Here is a 16,763-nt window from a genome sequence, read left to right as displayed (position 1 = left end):
TTATGTCCTGCTCATATCGTCTCTGCCGGCAGTTAGGGACAGTCCCCAAGTGCCGGCTTTAAAAGTGGCGGCGGATGGCGTCGACCATGCCTTGGGGCGTGGTCTGGCCGAGCACATCGGCTGCGACGTCCGCGTCCATAAAGATATTCATGAGCGCTTGCAGGGCCTCGACCTGGCCGCCCGGCTCGGCAATACCCAAATTGATGACGATCTGCGCCGGCACGGGGGCACCCATGCCGGCCATAGCATTGAACGTCACGGGCGCGGCGGGCTTTACCACCGCGATATAGGGCTTGGCCACAAACCCCGGGTCGGTGTGTGGGATGGCGATGTTGGCCGCCGGCATGGCAAGGCCCGTGGGATAGGCATCCTCGCGCGTGCGGACGGCGTCGAGCCAACCGGTGCAGATGTAGCCGCGTGGGGCAAGTTCGCCTTCGAGTCGCGCAAACACCTCGGCGGGCGTCGCACACTCCCAATCAAAAAACACCAGCTCAGGCGTAAACAGTGCTTCGTTATCCGCCATACCGTCCTCCAAAGTTGCATGAGGGCCACAATGCTCAATATGATAGCGAAACGGGGTATGCAAGGTTAGCCGAGGATCCCGATGAGCTCGAGTGCGCGCGCGGGCGTCAAGCATACCTCGGGCATCGTCTCCAACATGCGTCGGTCGCTCGTGACTACGTAGTCAACATCCGCCGTATCGCCCGAGGCGATAATGAGATTGTCCTCGAGGTCCGGCATGCGCTTGCCAAGCATGCGCGCCATCTCGCACTCCGCCATCGAAAGCGGGGAAGCCGTTGCCACCTGCATCATATGCTCGACGCATGCCCATGCAGCCGGACCGAACGAAGCGTTAATCCCATTCACATTCCGTCGAGCTAGACGCCGAGGCAAGATGTAGAACACGTCCTTTGCCGTCGTTGGCGCGTACAGAAGGTCGATCTTTCCCGCTTCGGCCAGTTCAACCAATCTTCTCACGTTGTCGAATGCGCCCTCTTGCAGGTAGTAATCAAGCCAAACATTCGTGTCCACCAAGAGCCGCTTTGCCTCGATCATCGGCAATTCGCCTCGATGTCGGCAATCATCGCGTCATACATATCATCTCGTACGGCATCCCAGTCTTCCGCAGATGATCCACCTGGCGCAAAATCCGAAGCGCTTAGCCCCAACGAGGAAAAAGCTAGGCCACACCCCTGCTCGGCCAGGCTCTCCGCACGGGGCGCCTCGCGCTTATCCGCCACCATAAATCCCGGCAACGTTTGATGCTCGACAAGATAGACCCAAAGCGCACGAATAGCATCGCTCGCCCCCAATCCATTGCGAGTTAGGACCGCGTCGCCACCAGCCTTGAGCATAGGATCGATTCGCGTGTTGAGCTGCACCGTTGCTGTACCCATAGCGGCTCCTCTCTATCTGCTAGCAGTATAGCAAACATGAAAGGCCACGCAAAAGGGCCCCGCCCGCACACGGACGAGGCCCTATCAGATTTCTTGGTTCTGATGAAGCTTTTACATCTCAAGGAAACCAAGGAGACCCTTTTTCAAGCGACTAGCGCGCCGGGTCAACTGCCACCTTGCCGTTCTCCAGCACGTGGACGCGACCGTCGGCGAGCATTTGTACGACCTCGGGATACAGCACATGCTCGATCGCATGGATGTGCTCCTCGAGCGTGTCGACGTCCCAGCCCTCCTCAACAGCCAGCGCACGCTGGGCGATGATGGGGCCGTTGTCGTAGATCTCGTTGGCAAAGTGCACGGTCACGCCGGTCACCTTGACACCGCGAGCAAACGCATCGTCAATCGCATGGGCACCGGTAAAGCTCGGCAGCAGCGCCGGATGCAGGTTGACCACGCGATTGGGGAACGCCGCCAGCAGCGGCGTGTGCACCATGCGCATATAGCCGGCCATCACCACGTACTCGCAGCCGCGCTCGAGCAGCTCATGCGCGATGATCTCGTCAGCCGCGATGGGGTCGGCATAGATATCCTTGGACAGCGTGAGCGTCTGGATGCCCGCACGCTCGGCGCGCTGCAAGCCTTTGGCCGAAGGACGGCTCGACACTACAAGCTCAATCGAGGCGTTGAGCTTGCCGGCGGCGATCAGATCGATCAGCGCCTGCAGGTTGGTACCCGAACCGCTGATAAGCACACCGATCTTGAGCGGCTCGTCCGTATCGGTGCCGGTCGGACGGGTATAGGGCACAAAGTCCAGGCCCTCGGTGGCAGTCATCTGCTCGTTAGCGCTCATCGGAGTACACAACCTTACCAGAGCCCTCGACGCACTCGCCCACGCGGAACGGCTTCTCGCCCAGCGCGACCAGGGCCTCGGTAACCGCGGCCTCGTCCTCGGGGGCGACAATCAGGCACAGGCCAACGCCCATGTTGAACGTCTTGCACGCCTCGTTGGGCGCGAGCTCGGCGTGGCGCGACACATAGGTGATAACGGGCGGAACGTCCCAGCCCATCTCGGCGCCATTGCGGGTGACCACAGCGTCAACGTCGTCGGCCAGCGCGCGGTTGAGGTTCTCGGTAATGCCGCCGCCGGTAATGTGGGCAATCGCGTGCACCGGAGCGCCGCCACGCAGCAGCTCAAGGATCGGCTTGACGTAGATGCGCGTGGGAGCGAGCAGGGCGTCAGCAAGCGATGCGCCGCCGAGCTCCTCGAGCGGACGGCTCAGCTCCTCGGCCTTAGCGGCGGCCTCGGGCGTGCCCGGCTTAATACCGTCGACGCCGATGACCTTGCGCACGAGCGAGTAGCCGTTGGAGTGCACGCCGGTGGAAGGCAGGCCCAGGATCACGTCGCCGGGGCGGACGTTCGCGGGGTCGAGCATCTTGGGACGATCGACAACACCCACGGTAAAGCCGGCGAGGTCGTAGTCGGCCGGAGCCATGACGCCGGGGTGCTCGGCCATCTCGCCGCCCACGAGCGCGCAGCCCGCGAGCTTGCAGCCGTCGGCCACACCCTTGATGATCTTTGCCATGTGCTCGGCCTCAATGTGACCGATGGCAACGTAATCCAGGAAGAACAGCGGCTCGGCGCCCGAAGCCAAAATGTCGTTGACGCACATGGCGACCAGGTCCTGGCCCACCGTCTCGTGACGGTCCATGATCTGGGCGAGCACGAGCTTGGTGCCCACGCCGTCGGTGCCGCTAATCAGGATCGGGTCTTCCATATCCTTAAGCGCGGCGGCCGAGAACAGGCCGCCAAAGCCACCGATGCCGCCGATGACCTCGGGGCGGTTGGTGTCCTTGACCATCTGCTTAATAGCGTCGACGGCGCGGCCGCCCTCGGCGGTATCGACGCCGGCGTCCTCGTACGTCACATGCTTGCTGTCGCTCATCTGAGTCTTCCTCTCCCATTACCGTCTGACGAGCAGGCGCCAAACGGTGCTCATAGTTGCGCCATTTCGGCGCGCGCCATAACAGCACGCGCCGTCATATCAACAAAACAGCAGGTAAAACCTACCAAAATAAACCTGTCCCTACATGGCAGGTTTTAGACCTCGCCGTGCTCCTCTTCCCAGCTGCGGTCGACATATTTCTCGACCACGGCGTCGTCGTCAAAGTACAGCGGCTTGTCCAGGTTGCGGGGCTTAAAGCCCTCCATGAACTTGTCACGGCCAAAGCTCTCGGGAATCGCCACGGGATAGCGGCCGGTAAAGCACGCGTCGCAGTAGCCGCCCTTGGGCATGACCTTCAGCAGGCCCTCGACCGAAAGGAAGGCCAGCGAATCGGCGCCAATGTACTCGCAGATCTCATCGACCGTCTTGTTGGCGCTGATGAGCTGCGACTGCACGTCGGTATCGATACCGTAGAAGCACGGCCAGATGACCTCGGGCGAGTTGATGCGAATGTGAATCTCCTTGGCGCCGGCGTTGCGCAGCATCTTTACGAGCTGCACCATGGTGGTGCCGCGCACAATGGAGTCGTCGATGACGACCAGGCGCTTGCCCTCGATGTTGTCGCGCAGCGGGTTGAGTTTCATACGCACGCCCATGGCACGCAGCTCCTGCGTAGGCTCGATAAACGTACGGCCCACGTAGCGGTTCTTGATAAGGCCCTCACCAAAGGGAATGCCACTCTCGTGCGAATAGCCCTCCGCGGGCGGCAGGCCGGAGTCGGGCACGCCGATGACCAGGTCGGCCTCGACGGGCTCCTCGTGCGCCAGCTGACGGCCCATGTCGTAGCGGCAGGCATAGACGCTCTTGCCGTTCATGATGGAGTCGGGGCGGGCAAAGTAAACCTGCTCAAAGATGCAGTTAGCGGGCTCTTCGGCAGCGGGCACACCCTGCTCGGATACCAGACCCTCGGCACTGATGCGCAAGATCTCGCCGGGACGGACGTCGCGGACATACTCGGCGCCCACGATATCGAGTGCACAAGTCTCGGAGGCAACGACCCAGCCGCCAGCGCGAGTGACATGAGTGGCAGCGCCGACCGTCGCGGCGTCGTCTTGCGACGGCAGCTGCGAAACGGATGCGGCGTCGGCCTGGTCCAGGCCCTCGTCCACGAGTTTACCCAGCACGAGCGGGCGAACGCCGTGCGGGTCGCGGAAGGCGTAGAGCGCCTGCTCATTAATGAGCGTCATAGCGTAGCCGCCGCGCACGAGCTCCATGGTCTTGCGAATGCCCTCGCGCAGATGGCCCGTACGCTGGGTAAAGTAGCCGATAAGCTTGGTCGCGACCTCGGAATCCGAGTTGGAGAGGAACGGCACACCCAGTTCGATGAGCTGACGGCGCAGCTCGTCGGTGTTGACGAGGGTACCGTTGTGCGCAAGCGCGATGATGACGCTATTAATGGTCGAAAGATGTGGCTGCGAGGCTTCCCAGCTTTTGGCGCCGGCGGTGCCATAGCGCACGTGACCCACAGCCAGCTGGCCGGAGAGCGTTGACAGGTCGGCGTTGGAGAACACGCGATCGAGCAGGCCCAGGTCCTTGCGAACCATAACCGTGCCGCCGTCGCCCACGGCGATTCCCGCCGATTCCTGGCCACGGTGCTGCAGTGCACGCAGGCCAAAGTACGTCAGTCGAGCCACGTCGCGATCGGGTGCCCACACACCAAAAACGCCGCATTCCTCATGCAGCTGGTCGGAGTCCGGATCATACGTCGACATGGTCTTCACCTGTCCCGCGGCACGCTCGGCCGCGCGGATGGTTTCTTGAGACATGGCATCCCCTCAGAGCCTCGTTTTTTTGGCGTTACCCGCCTTATTATACGCACGGCACGACGCGCTCTCCCGTGCATGAACAGCGCTTTTTAAAAGCCCACCGAGCTAATTATCCGTTTTGTAACCAAACATTTATTTGGCTACGCGACATGGACGCCAGCGCAGCGCCTCGCCCACCGTTGAGGGTTACATTGTTGCAATTGGGACGTTCGTCCTGTCTTTTGGCTGGTCGGCGGCGTATCCTTGTAACCTACAACAAAACGAGAAAGGTTGCCTATGGATCGGAACGAACTCGACCCCAGCGTCCCCAGCGCCACAGAGGTCAAGAAGATCCCGCTCATCATTAAGGTGTACGCCGTCTTGTGCATCCTGTCCGGCGTGGGCACGCTCCCGTCGGTCGCCGCCTTTATGTGGCAGGTCATCACCGCACTCATCAACGGTAACGCCGCCGAAAAGCTCGGCGACAATATGCTGGTCGCGGTTGGACTCATCGTCGCCGGCATCATGCTCTCTGCGGCAAGTGCCGTCATCCTGACTATCTTTGGCCTGGACCTTATCAAAAACCAGCGCCGCAACGCCGCCCGCCTGTCCTACATCCTTATTGCATTCACCGTCGTCGAGCTTTTGGTCGACGTGATGCTCCAGGGTATCGGGCTCTTCTTACTTCGTCCCGCTATTCAGCTCGGTATACTCATCGCGCTTTCAGCCACCGTCGATCCCACGCTGCGCCAGGAGCGCGAACTGCAGCGCCGCCTGCGGGAGATGCTCGACCGCGACGCCGCGGCCGAGGGCATGCTCGGCCGCGATGAGACCGGCGAAGGCTACATCAAACTCAACTACTTCAACCTGTTTTGGGTATTCTTTGTCTGCTGCGTACTCGGCCTGATCCTGGAGGATATCTGGCATATGACGGTCGACGATCCCGGCGTCTACCAGGACCGCGCCGGCATGCTGTTTGGCCCCTTCAGCCCCATCTACGGATTTGGCGCCGTACTCATGACCATGGTGCTCAACCGCTTCTATAAAAAGAACCCCGTCATCATTTTCCTGGTGAGCGCCTTGCTCGGCGCGAGCTTCGAGGTGTTCGTGGGCTGGTTTATGCAGACCGCGTTTGGCGTGGTCTCGTGGAGCTACTCGCACATAACGCTGTTCGGCATGCCCGACCCGCTCGTGGTCCTCACGGGCGGACGCACCTGCACGGGCTTTGCCTGCCTATGGGGCCTGGGCGGCCTCATCTGGATCAAGCTGCTGCTGCCGAGGCTGCTCAAGCTTATCAACATGATTCCCTGGAAGAGTCGCTACTCGGCCACCGTCATCTTTACCGTCATTATGCTGGTCGACGGCGTCATGACGCTGCAATCGCTCGACTACTGGTACCAGCGCGTCAACGGCACGGAGCCGGATATTCCCGTCGCGCAGTTCTACGGTAAGTATTTCGATAACGACTATATGGAGAACCGCTTCCAGAGCATGACCATGAGCCCCAAGGATGCGACGCGCGTGTAGCGCCCACCGCGCCCAAAACGCAAAATGCCCGCCGGTATCAACACGTACCGGCGGGCATTTTTATAAACGAGCCTTCTATCGACGCAAGCCTCTACGCCTCGCGCTCGACCTCGCTCACACACTCATTTTTGATGGTACCGACGAGCGCCTGCAGTGCATCGACCACATGCGGGCGAATGTCCCCACCAATGAGCACGAGCATGATGTCGTCGCCCACAGCGAGCTCGCCGCTCGCCAGCCACACGCGCACGTAGCCGATACCCGGCATCGCGCGCGTTGCCTCGATAGCGGCCTGCACCTTTTCGGCATCGAAGCCAAACACCATGCCGCCCACCTTGTGGCCCGGCGCCACGCCATCGGTCTCGACTCCGCGCACCTCGGCCTTGGGCGTCGCGCGCACCACGCCGTTGTGTGTCAGGTACATCCCACAATCAGCCGCCGAAACATCGGCCTTGGCTTCGCGCAGCCAAGCATCAACCGAAGGCATCGATTTACCGTTCTCAAGCATCATTTCTCCTTTTGATTTCCAGGGCAGTCTTTTTGGGACGGGGCTCCCGGACACTTTATTCCTCGACCGGTGTGAGCACCATGACGGCGCGCGTATTGCTAAATGACAGCGAGCGGCAGGTCACAAGCGTTACGACCTTGGTTGCCGAAGCGGCACGATCGGTGGCATCGCTCGCCACGGCAGAGGCACCGGCAAGCATCTCGGACAGGTAATTCTTCAGTCCGTCATCGCCCTCAAAGTTGGGCGTGCGCGCCTTGGCATACGTGTCCTCGACCACCTTGGTCGCCAGTGGGCGCAACTTATACGTCGCATCGCGCGTAATGTAGTACACGTATTCTATGCTGTCGAACGTCGCCTGATCGGTCGTACCCGAAATCACGTTGAACATCGAACCGTCGTTCATGTGATGACCGTAAATCGTGGTCTGCTGATCCACCATGCCCGGCGCGGTGTCGTCGCTATCCAAGAAGATGGCTCCCGAGGCATTGGCGGTGCCGTCGAACAGCGTGTTGAGGTACTTGGAGTTGTTGTTGGTCTGTACCACGGGGTAGTTGATGTTGGTGCCGGGCGCGTAAATCCAACCCACAACCTCGGGATTTGTCTGGGCAAGCGCATTGAAGTCGATAATCGGCACGCCGCTGGCGTCCTTGTCGCTCACATATTGCTTTTCGATCTTTTGATACGACTCGCTCGCCTGCTTGTAGCCAATCTGAGCGTTGATAAAGATGGCGGCAGCAGCAACGATCAGGCCAATGCCGATGATGATGAGCAAGATGGGGATAACGGAGCGACGCTTTTTGCGCGGCGTCTCGGTATAGCTCGATGGCGCGGTATGCGCCGAAGAGCGAGGTGACTTCTTGGCCGTACTGTATGACGAAGGGCGATAAGCAGCAGGTGTATCCTGACGGCGATGCTTCGCCGGCGTCACGGGGCGCGGCGCGCGCGGCTGCTGAGGAGAGGATGTCCGACCCTGTTGCGGCGCGCGGACTGCTCCCGACGTGGCTGGATCGGGAATCCGAGAAGCCGAAAAACGCTTTCCCTGATAGTCGGACATGGCTCTCCTTATGCTGCAAATGGACTGGCAGAGCGCTTAGGCGTCAGCCATCTCCTGCTTCATCTTCTCGATAACCTTGCGGTACTCGGGGTCGCATGCGCCCAGAATCTGCGTGGCGTAAATGGCGGCGTTCTTGGCACCGTTGATGGCCACACAGGCAACGGGCACGCCCGAAGGCATCTGCACCATCGACAGCAGCGAGTCCATACCACCCAGATCGCTCGTCTTCATAGGCACGCCGATGACCGGCAGCGGCGTAAAGGCCGCCACGACACCGCCCAGGTGAGCAGCCTTGCCGGCAGCAGCGATAATCACCTTGATGCCGCGGTCAGCAGCAGTCGAGGCCCACTCATGGACCTTCGCCGGCGTACGGTGGGCGCTTGCAATCACGAGCTCATAGGGCACGCCCAGCGCCTCAAGCTCGGCGGTGCAACCTTCCATAACGCCCAGATCGGACTTGGAGCCCATGATGATCCCGACAACCGGCTTCTGATCTGCCATAAACAAAGACCTCCTGTTGAGAGCGGTGACGCGGCGAATCCGCGACCCTTAACTGCAAATAATTCAAGTATAGCCGCCGATGCTGATGTGTTCGGCGGGAGACGGAACGCTTTGCGAGATTAAGGCCGAAGGGTCGGAGCTTTCCGCCCACATTCAAAAAGCGTGCCCACCGTCCTTGGGTGGGACGGCGGGCACGCTTGCTTAGCTGTTGCTGGGGCTACTTAGCCTTGCTGCGACGATGGAAGAAAGCGCCGATCGCGGCGATGATGGCGCCAAGACCACCGACGGTCGCGACGGTCGCCGCCGTCTGGTCTCCGGTATTGGGAATCGCCGAACCGTTCTTCTTGCTGCCCTGGGCCTTGTCGCCTGCGGGCTTGCCCGCCTGGTTGCCGCCGTTCGAGCCATTGCCGGAACCCTGGTTGCCCGAGCCGCCCTGATTGCCGGAATCGGCATCCTTGAGGCTCTCAATAGCCAGCTTGAGCTGGTCATAGGCCGCCTGGAGCCGGGTGTCGGAAGCATTCTCATCACCCAAGACGTCCTCGGCGTAGGTAATGGCATCCGTCAGGGCCTTGACAGACTCGGCCGTCTTGCCCCTGGTGTCAGCCTCCTTCGCCTGCTTGACCAGGGCCTTGAGCTGCTTCTTAGTCGGATTCTCGACCGGGGCCACCGGGGTCTTCTCGAGCGCGCCGCGGGCGCTCTCGAGCGCCCTGAGCGCCTGGTCGACCTCGTCCTGCGTGGCGTTCTTGTCGCTCAAGATGGCGCGGGCGCTCGCCAGGGCGTTCTCGAGCGCCGTCCAGGAGGCCTCGGTGTAGTCACCGGCCTTGAGGTCGCCAGCAGCAACCTCGGCATCAACCTTTTCGATCGCGGTAGCGAGATCATCCTTCGCCACCGGATCGGGGACGGCCGTACCGTAGAACTTGAGCTCCGCCATGCTGCAGTAGGCATCAACGTTGCCACCGCCGGCGTGAATCACCTTGACGGTCACGTAGCGACCGCGCGCGGCGCCAAAGCTCATCTGTTTCCAGTCGCCACGGTCGGTGAGCACGCGGCCGTCGTTGTCGAAGGCGAACGTACCCATCGATGCGGCGGTGCCCATCTTATAACCGTCGGCAGTGTCGGAGACCAGTATCTCGGCCTCAAAGATATCGCCGTTAGTGCCGCCGTCCTGGCGCGGCAGGAATGTAACGTCGGTGAGATCGTAGTCGCGGCCCAGGTCGACACTCAGATACTGGGGCATACCGGTCCCATGGGCCCAGTCGCTGTGCCAAAGCGTCCGCTCGTCGCCGTCGAGAGCGTTGACGGCGTTGCTGCCCTCGTAGTCGGCCTCACTCGAGAAGCCGGCCACCTTGACGTTCTTGCGGTTCTCGGGCGTGTTGATAAGAATCTTCTCATCGACAGGGCGCATCTTGAGCCCGTCGATTGCCTTCTCGATCTTGGCCGTGGCGTCTGCGACATCCTTCTTGCTATAGCTGCCTTGGCCGCCGTCGAGAAGCTTCTGAGCCGCCTCGACCGCAGCGGTGAGAGCTGCATAGGAATCCTTAGTGTAGACGGACTCGCTGTAGCCCGCGGCCTTGGAAAGCGCTGCCACGAGCGCAGAGGTATCGACACCAGCCTTGACCTCGACCTCATAGGATGCGGTCTTGGAGGGGTCGAGTACCGACGCCACCGTGATCTCTGCCTTGCCGGCCTTGTTGGCACGCAGGTAGTAGCTCACGCTATCGCCAGCCTGAACAGCAGAGACGCTTACCACAGAGGGGTCGGAGCTCTCGACCGTCACATAGGGGTAGCCGGCGCTCTCAGGCGTGGCCTTGGCGTCGACGAGCGTAACGTCGCCTTCAAAGAACTCGGTCTGGTTCTTGCCTAGCTCGACACCCTCGATGGCCTCGACACCCTGCGTGTAGTTGAAGTTGACCTCACGCAGTGTGAGCATCTGGTCACCCGATGCCTCAAGCGGCGTGACCTCGACCTTGGTCGCCTTCTTGCCCTTGTTCTCGGCAGAGAGGCCAAAGGCGTAGCGAGCCCGGAAGGAATCGTACTCCCCGCCCGCGAACTCTTGGGTCGAGCCATCCTCGAACGTCACGACAGCCTTGATCTTCTGCACGGTTCCGTTGCCACCGTTGCGGTTAACGACCTCGACACTATCGAGTTTCGACGGCGTCTTAAATGCGAATGTCATCGTGGTGGGAAGCTTCACGTAACTCGGAAGCTTACCCTCGCTGTCCCAGTTGCCGCTCCAGTTCCATAGGAACTCAAAGCCGTTGTCGCCCTCGTTATTATCGAACAGCGCGTTATAGCTCTTCTGCTGGATAAGTTTCTCGACGTTGGTCCCGTCGTCGGTCGTGAGCTCATCGTTGGTCATCGTGATGTTGAAGGCATCCTGACCGTACTCGGCGACCGTTGGCTGAGGAACATCCGGCATCGTCACCGTGCCGTCGCTCGCAAACTCAAGTGCGTCGCATGCCGGACCGATGAGCCAAGATGTCGAGGGCAGTTCGACCTTGCCGGCGGTCTTGGCCTTGAGCTTGAAACTCGCCACCGCGCCGGTACCGTTGTAGAGCTTGCCATCGCCGCGGTTGGCAAAGGCGAGATTGATAGTCTGCGTTCTGTCCGCGAACTGGACCTTCTCGCGAGACAGGTTCTCCATGCCGGCAGTCGAGCCGTCCTGCGCGATGCTCTCGGACACAAACTCGAACTGGTCGCTCTTGAAGTTGACGAGAGCGCCCAGGGCGTTGACGTTCTTGGCGTCGGCCGCATAGACATCAACGGTGATCTCATCACCGGCCTCGACCTCGGTCTTGCTCGGAATCACCGCGAGCGAACCTGCGACCTTGCCCTTTTGTTTAGTGCCGCCGTCAAGACCCGCCATGGTGAACGAGTAATCGTAGACGTCGTAAACGCCGTTATCGTTGAGGTCGGCGAAGTGGTCGCGGATCTGCGAACCGAACGTCGGGGTATCGGGCTCGCGATTCTCGAGGCCCAGATAGTTCTTCATGTTGGAGTAGTCTCCGTCGGAGATCGTGGCCTTGTTGAGGTTGGAGCCCACGGCGAAGCCATCCGTGCCGTCGGTCTTGTAGATGGCAATCTCGGACGCGGAGAAGAAATTGCCGACCGAGGCGAGCGGTGTCATGCGCACGTAACGGGCGGCCACAGTGCCGTCAAACGCTACCGTCTTACAATCAGCGGAACGTGCCCAATCGACCTCCTGGCTCGTCCAGTGGACGCCATCGAGACTCGTCTCAACACGCATCTTGGTCACAGTGCCGTTGCCGGCGTCATCGCGCGGATAGTACTCGAGCTTATCGAGCTTGTAAGCGCGTCCATAGTCAACGGTAAGCGCCTTGCCCAGATCGTTGCCACCGGAGTGGAAACCGCCGTCGCCCGACTGGAACTCATGGTCGAAGGCGAGCTCGGCCTTATGGCTGCCGTAAAGTGAGCCCTCCCAGGTGATTTGCTCGGCGTCGGGGACGTTCCGCCACGGATCGAGTGCGGAGTTCGCCTCGAGCACATCGCTCCAGGCGGAGTAACCCTCGGCGTTGCGCGAACGAATCTGGTAGGTGTGCTTGCTATTGTAGGCGAGGTCGGTGTGCGTGAACTCGGCCGCATCACCCACGGCAAACACAGTGCCGTCGACCTTAAGGTCGTAGGAGGTAGCACCATCGACCTTTCCCCAGGTGAGCTTGATGCTCGTTGGGGTCGTGACGTCCTCGGGGGCAGCAAGGTTCGTGGGTGCGGAGAGGTTCTCGTTGAGGCGATCGGCTGTGAGCGTGACGTCGGCGTTCACGAAACCGCCCAGCTCAAGCGTCTGCGCCGCTGCAGCAACATCGGTCTTCGCGAACTTGACGTAGACCTTGGGGTTCGTGGTGATCTTGGTGTTGTTGAAGCTCTCGCCCTGCTCGGCCTCGGTGCCGTCCGCATCGCTGCCGTAGTGGTTGAGGTTGGGGGTCTCGCTGTAGAAGTAGACCGCCTGGCCGGCCTCGGGAGTCGTGGCGTCAAAGGTCTCCTGCGAGTCGACCTCAACCACGTTGAGTGCGGATCCGCCGTTCTTGGCGACAACGCTCGTGGGCCTGGCGGACACATTGGCCACGAAGGTCGTGGTGCGGTTGGAGTCGTAGCCGTTGTAGCCGCCCTGCGAGGCCTCGGCGGTAAAGGTCGCGGTGCCGCCTGCGGCCTTGGAGCTGTAGACGGTGCTCACATGCTCACCGTAGGAGATATTGTCGATCGTGCCGTAGGAATCGTCCTCAGTCGTGTTGTTTTCGATGGAGGAGCCGTCGTCCTCGTACTGCGTAAAGGTGCCGTCGCCCTCGGTGGCGAAGAACTCGACGATACGCTGACTGCGGTCGGTACCCTTGGTGTTGGTGTCGCTCACTGCCTCGGGGTTGTTGTTCTCGGCGTACATCGGCACGATAGCGTTGGCCTTCACAAACAGCGGCAGCTTCCAAAGCGGAGCCTCGTAGTTGTTGAGAACCTGGCCGCCGCGATACTGCTTACCCGAGAAGTAATCGATCCAGATGGTGGGATTCTCGTCGGTGCCGTAGTTGGGGAGGTAAATCCCATTGCGAATGTCGTTGCCGTTCTCGTCTGCCTGGGTATCCTGATACACCGGTGCCACTAGGAAGTTCTCACCGAACATATACTGGTACTGCGTCGAAGTGCTTGCGGCGTACTCGGAGTTGTCGGAAAGCAGCATGGCGCGGATCATGGGCAGGCCGGCATCGCCGTTACCCGTGTCGATGTTGGCCGCCGAAGCCGCGCTCGTGTAGATATAGGGCATGAGCTGCGCCTTGAGCTTGAGGTAGAAGCGCGAGATGCCTGTGTAGGGATCGCCGTGCGTCATGGGCGATTTACGGTAGGTGCCCCAACCGTCCATGTCGAGCATAGAGGGCGTGAACGTCTTCCACTGGTAGTCACGCGCAGAGATGATGGGGTCGCCGCCAAAGATGCCGTCCATGTCGGAGCCGATGTTGGGGTTGCCCGAAAGACTCTGACCGATATACGTGGGGATATGGAAGCGAATGTACTCCCAGTTACCGCCATACTGGTCGCCGGTCCAAATGCCGCCAAAGCGCTGCGTGCCGGCCCAACCATCGAGTGTGATGATGTTGGGGCGCTTGTTGGCGCCGGTCGTCACCGTGTCATAAGCTGTCTTGATGCCATTAAGACCAAAGGAGTAGCCAGATCCAACCCAGGCGACGTCGGTCTTAAGGGTAGAGATGCCTCCCGTCTTGACCTCGGCGTCGAAGTCGCGAAGCAGGTGCCACGGGGTCTCGGAGTTGCTGTCGGGCTCAAGGTTGGACTGGGTCCACAAGCCCGTGCTCACACCCTTGGAGTTGGCATACTCGGTGAACTTCTTAAGGTTGTCGACATTGGCACGCACAGCGTTAAGACGGTCAGCCGAGCTCGTTCCGTCGGAGTTGACGCCGCCGGTCTTGTAGTAACCATTCTGGCCATAGCCGGCGCCGTAGCCGTCGTTCGGCAGGAACCAACCGAGCGGCATGTCGTTGTCCTCGTAGTCATCGATAACCTGCCGAGCAGAGAACTGGCGGTCGAAATCGGTCGCTTTCATGTTCTCGGTATCAACCGAAGGGCCCTTACCGTTGAGCGTCTCGGCCGCAAGTGTGCCGTCGAGCTTGTAGCCCGTCGACATGCCAGACTCGTACTTAACGTCGCCCTTCTCGCTCGAGGACTTGCTGCCCTTGGTCTCCCACTTCTTTTGACCCGAGGTCGTTGACCAGCCATCACGGTTATAGGCATTAAGATGACCAAGGTAGAACCCGTACTCGGGCAGCAGCACCGGGTTACCGGTCACCTTGTAGTAGTCCTGCAGCATCTCGGTTGCCACGTTCGAAGCGCCCTCGTTGGTCGCCACGAAGTAGTAGGCATCAAACTCATTCTCGCTGTGCAAAGTCGTGACCGTCGATGAGTCCGTGGAACCGAAGTCGTAGGAACCCTCTGCAAACGTGTTTCGGAGTACGCCGTAGCCGTCACTCGTCCAATAAAACGGGTTGGGCGAGGCAACGCCGCCATCGGTCCAGTTGTTCGTGTTGGAGATGGCGATGGTCTGGTTGGTGTGCAGGAAGCGTCCGTTCTGGGTGCCGCCGCCAAAGAAGTTCTCGGACTTCTCCTTGGCGAGCGTCTGGACGGTACCCTTCTTATCAAGGTCGAGGGACGCGGACTCGGAAACCACGACACGGTCGCCTGACTTGATACTCATCTTGCCAGTCGCCTTGTCCAGGATCACGGTCGCCTTTCCGCCGGTGATCTCGATAGTGTCGCCCTTGTCGGCAACCGTCGCACTCGGCTTGCTGTAGGTGTCCGAGGTATCGGGCTGAGCCTGGATTTTAGCCGTGTGGGACTTACTGCGCGGTGTGGCGTAATCGGAAAACTCACCCTTGGGGTCGACGTTATAACGGAAAATACCGTCCTCGAGGAACGTAATACGGCCCTTGATGCCGTCAGCGAAATCGATGTCGACGACATTCGAGGCAGACTGGGACACGGTCGCTGAGTCGACGCCCTTGAGTGGCGTGGCAATCGCCTGCTGGGGATTGGCAAACACGAGCGTCGCTGCAGTGGCAACGAGGACCGCGCTTCCCTTCACCCACCGTTTCGTAAAAATGGAATTCCTACGCACCTGGTCTCCTTTCTCCAGAGATGCTGAGGTGCCGAGGACGCCCCCCCCCGGCAGCATGGGAAAACGTATCAAACGGGGATGTTCGGTACATTCCGCACAATGGGGCCACCCGTTACCAAGGGGCCAACTGGTAGTAACCAGATAGCCACCTACTAGGTCATATCAATATATGGGAGCACTTGCGCAACCAAGTTCGGAAGTCCACCAGCGGCAGTAAAATGAGCGTCAACGGCAAGGTGGGCTTAATAAGCCATACCAATTGGTTCTTCAGTCAAATACCAATCTAGCAAAAATGTACTGTTTATCTGGTATTACACAGACCATACCTTTCCCTCGGGAACTGGGCTTCGCGAAGTTTCCCGAGAGAAAAGCTCAGCCGCCATCCTGCAACCTACCGGGGATTGCCATGACGTACGTTGGCTGATTTGGTTTGGAATGAGAGGTTGACGGTGGCTGATGGGCACAACTGTCCCGGGTGCATTTCAAGATGCACCTAAATGTCTGTCTTTATCCTTATAGATTGTCCAGGTAGTCGTCGGCATCATAGGTAAGGCTGTAAGCTTTATTCAGGATGCGCACGAGCTCCTGGGCATCGTGCTCGCCGAGCGCTGAGAGTTGTTTCGAGAGCGATGCCACACTCTCGGCATTTTTTTTCGCCGCGAAATCACGGCCTTCCTTGGTAATGCTCACCAGCACACGCCGACGATCGTTTGGATCAGTCCCGCGCTGAACGTAACCCTTACTCTCGAGTGAATCCAAGATATGCGACATGCGCGCACGGGAGAATTTCAGCTTCTTGGCAATCTCGGAGGGAATGACATCACCGTCAATACCCGATAGATACTGTAAAACCGGTGCCTCGCCCACACTGGCGCCGCCGGCAGCACTCAAGGATCCCTTGGCAAGGGAACGTGAGTACACAATCAGTTTTCGAGCGACGTCATCGTAATCCACTGGGGATATTGTCCTTTGCAACTCTAGAAGGGCCATAAAACCGTCATTTGCCGTACATTAGTTAACATTCGCAACATTTATTTATGATACCCCAACGCGGAAGTCTATTGCTCGTCCTTCTTGCGTCGCATAAGCTCCTCAACGTCGACACCAGCGGCCTCGAGCATGCGCTCGACATTCTTTTTGGCGTTGGTCGTGCCGACCTTAAGCACGATCGAAAGCGGAGTGCCCACCACCAGGCACACGATGCCCACGGGGACACCCCAGCCGGGGCCGCCCTGCATACCCCACATCCCCATCAAAAAGCCAATCGCCACGAGCGAATAGCCCAGGCGCAGCCAAACATTGAGCCGCTGAATAGCATCGGTCTGCATCTTTGCCTCGCGAATCAAGTCGTCGCGCGAAAGGTCGTGTCCATGTTTCTCGTGCATATGGTCCTCCTC

13 protein-coding genes are annotated in these 16,763 nt (G+C 60.0%); 1 reads left to right on the top strand and 12 read right to left on the bottom strand.

Features of this window, described 5'->3' with window-relative positions; all coding sequences use genetic code 11:
* Window positions 1-58: 58 nt before the first annotated feature.
* The 6 genes from DW151_RS08310 to purF form a co-directional block, all read right to left on the bottom strand.
* Entirely contained in the window at window positions 59-523 is a 465-nt protein-coding gene (locus DW151_RS08310; protein WP_117634664.1) for a PTS sugar transporter subunit IIA, read from the bottom strand.
* Window positions 524-588: 65 nt separating this feature from the next.
* Window positions 589-1,056 carry a PIN domain-containing protein gene (locus DW151_RS08305; protein WP_199408615.1) on the bottom strand — a complete coding sequence of 156 codons (468 nt, stop codon included), beginning with the start codon at window positions 1,054-1,056 and terminating at the stop codon, window positions 589-591.
* Window positions 1,053-1,397, bottom strand: a complete 345-nt coding sequence (locus DW151_RS08300; RefSeq protein ID WP_117629795.1) for a type II toxin-antitoxin system RelB/DinJ family antitoxin — start codon at window positions 1,395-1,397, stop codon at window positions 1,053-1,055. Before DW151_RS08300 ends, DW151_RS08305 begins: the two co-directional genes overlap by 4 nt.
* A gap of 151 nt (window positions 1,398-1,548) precedes the next feature.
* Window positions 1,549-2,247 (bottom strand): phosphoribosylglycinamide formyltransferase, encoded by a 699-nt coding sequence (purN, locus tag DW151_RS08295; RefSeq protein WP_118335344.1) that lies wholly within the window; start codon window positions 2,245-2,247, stop codon window positions 1,549-1,551.
* Window positions 2,237-3,340, bottom strand: a complete 1,104-nt coding sequence (gene purM, locus DW151_RS08290; RefSeq protein ID WP_118335343.1) for a phosphoribosylformylglycinamidine cyclo-ligase — start codon at window positions 3,338-3,340, stop codon at window positions 2,237-2,239. The genes purN and purM overlap by 11 nt, the downstream gene beginning before the upstream one ends.
* A gap of 155 nt (window positions 3,341-3,495) precedes the next feature.
* Window positions 3,496-5,166, bottom strand: coding sequence for an amidophosphoribosyltransferase (purF, locus tag DW151_RS08285; RefSeq protein ID WP_118335341.1), 1,671 nt, complete (start codon window positions 5,164-5,166; stop codon window positions 3,496-3,498).
* 276 nt (window positions 5,167-5,442) lie between these two features.
* Between purF and DW151_RS08280 the strand changes: the two genes are divergently transcribed.
* Window positions 5,443-6,672 carry a putative ABC transporter permease gene (locus DW151_RS08280; protein WP_118335340.1) on the top strand — a complete coding sequence of 410 codons (1,230 nt, stop codon included), beginning with the start codon at window positions 5,443-5,445 and terminating at the stop codon, window positions 6,670-6,672.
* Between the two features lie 91 nt (window positions 6,673-6,763).
* Here the strand turns inward: DW151_RS08280 and DW151_RS08275 are convergent, their stop codons facing one another.
* From DW151_RS08275 to DW151_RS08250, 6 genes are all read right to left on the bottom strand, one after another.
* On the bottom strand, window positions 6,764-7,180 hold the full coding sequence (locus tag DW151_RS08275) for a molybdenum cofactor biosynthesis protein MoaE (RefSeq protein WP_233543374.1): 417 nt from the start codon (window positions 7,178-7,180) through the stop codon (window positions 6,764-6,766).
* Between the two features lie 55 nt (window positions 7,181-7,235).
* On the bottom strand, window positions 7,236-8,234 hold the full coding sequence (locus DW151_RS08270) for a class B sortase (protein WP_118335337.1): 999 nt from the start codon (window positions 8,232-8,234) through the stop codon (window positions 7,236-7,238).
* A 36-nt stretch (window positions 8,235-8,270) separates the two neighbouring features.
* A complete protein-coding gene (gene purE, locus DW151_RS08265) occupies window positions 8,271-8,735 on the bottom strand; it encodes a 5-(carboxyamino)imidazole ribonucleotide mutase (RefSeq protein ID WP_006235810.1) in 465 nt (154 codons plus the stop codon).
* A gap of 217 nt (window positions 8,736-8,952) precedes the next feature.
* Window positions 8,953-15,366 carry a discoidin domain-containing protein gene (locus DW151_RS08260; RefSeq protein WP_158571681.1) on the bottom strand — a complete coding sequence of 2,138 codons (6,414 nt, stop codon included), beginning with the start codon at window positions 15,364-15,366 and terminating at the stop codon, window positions 8,953-8,955.
* Between the two features lie 513 nt (window positions 15,367-15,879).
* On the bottom strand, window positions 15,880-16,320 hold the full coding sequence (locus DW151_RS08255; protein WP_158571680.1) for a MarR family winged helix-turn-helix transcriptional regulator: 441 nt from the start codon (window positions 16,318-16,320) through the stop codon (window positions 15,880-15,882).
* A gap of 104 nt (window positions 16,321-16,424) precedes the next feature.
* Entirely contained in the window at window positions 16,425-16,751 is a 327-nt protein-coding gene (locus DW151_RS08250) for a hypothetical protein (RefSeq protein WP_117646153.1), read from the bottom strand.
* Window positions 16,752-16,763 lie beyond the last annotated feature (12 nt).

Source organism: Collinsella sp. AM13-34 (genome assembly GCF_003473055.1).
GTDB lineage: Bacteria > Actinomycetota > Coriobacteriia > Coriobacteriales > Coriobacteriaceae > Collinsella.
This window is presented reverse-complemented; position numbering and strand designations above follow the sequence as displayed.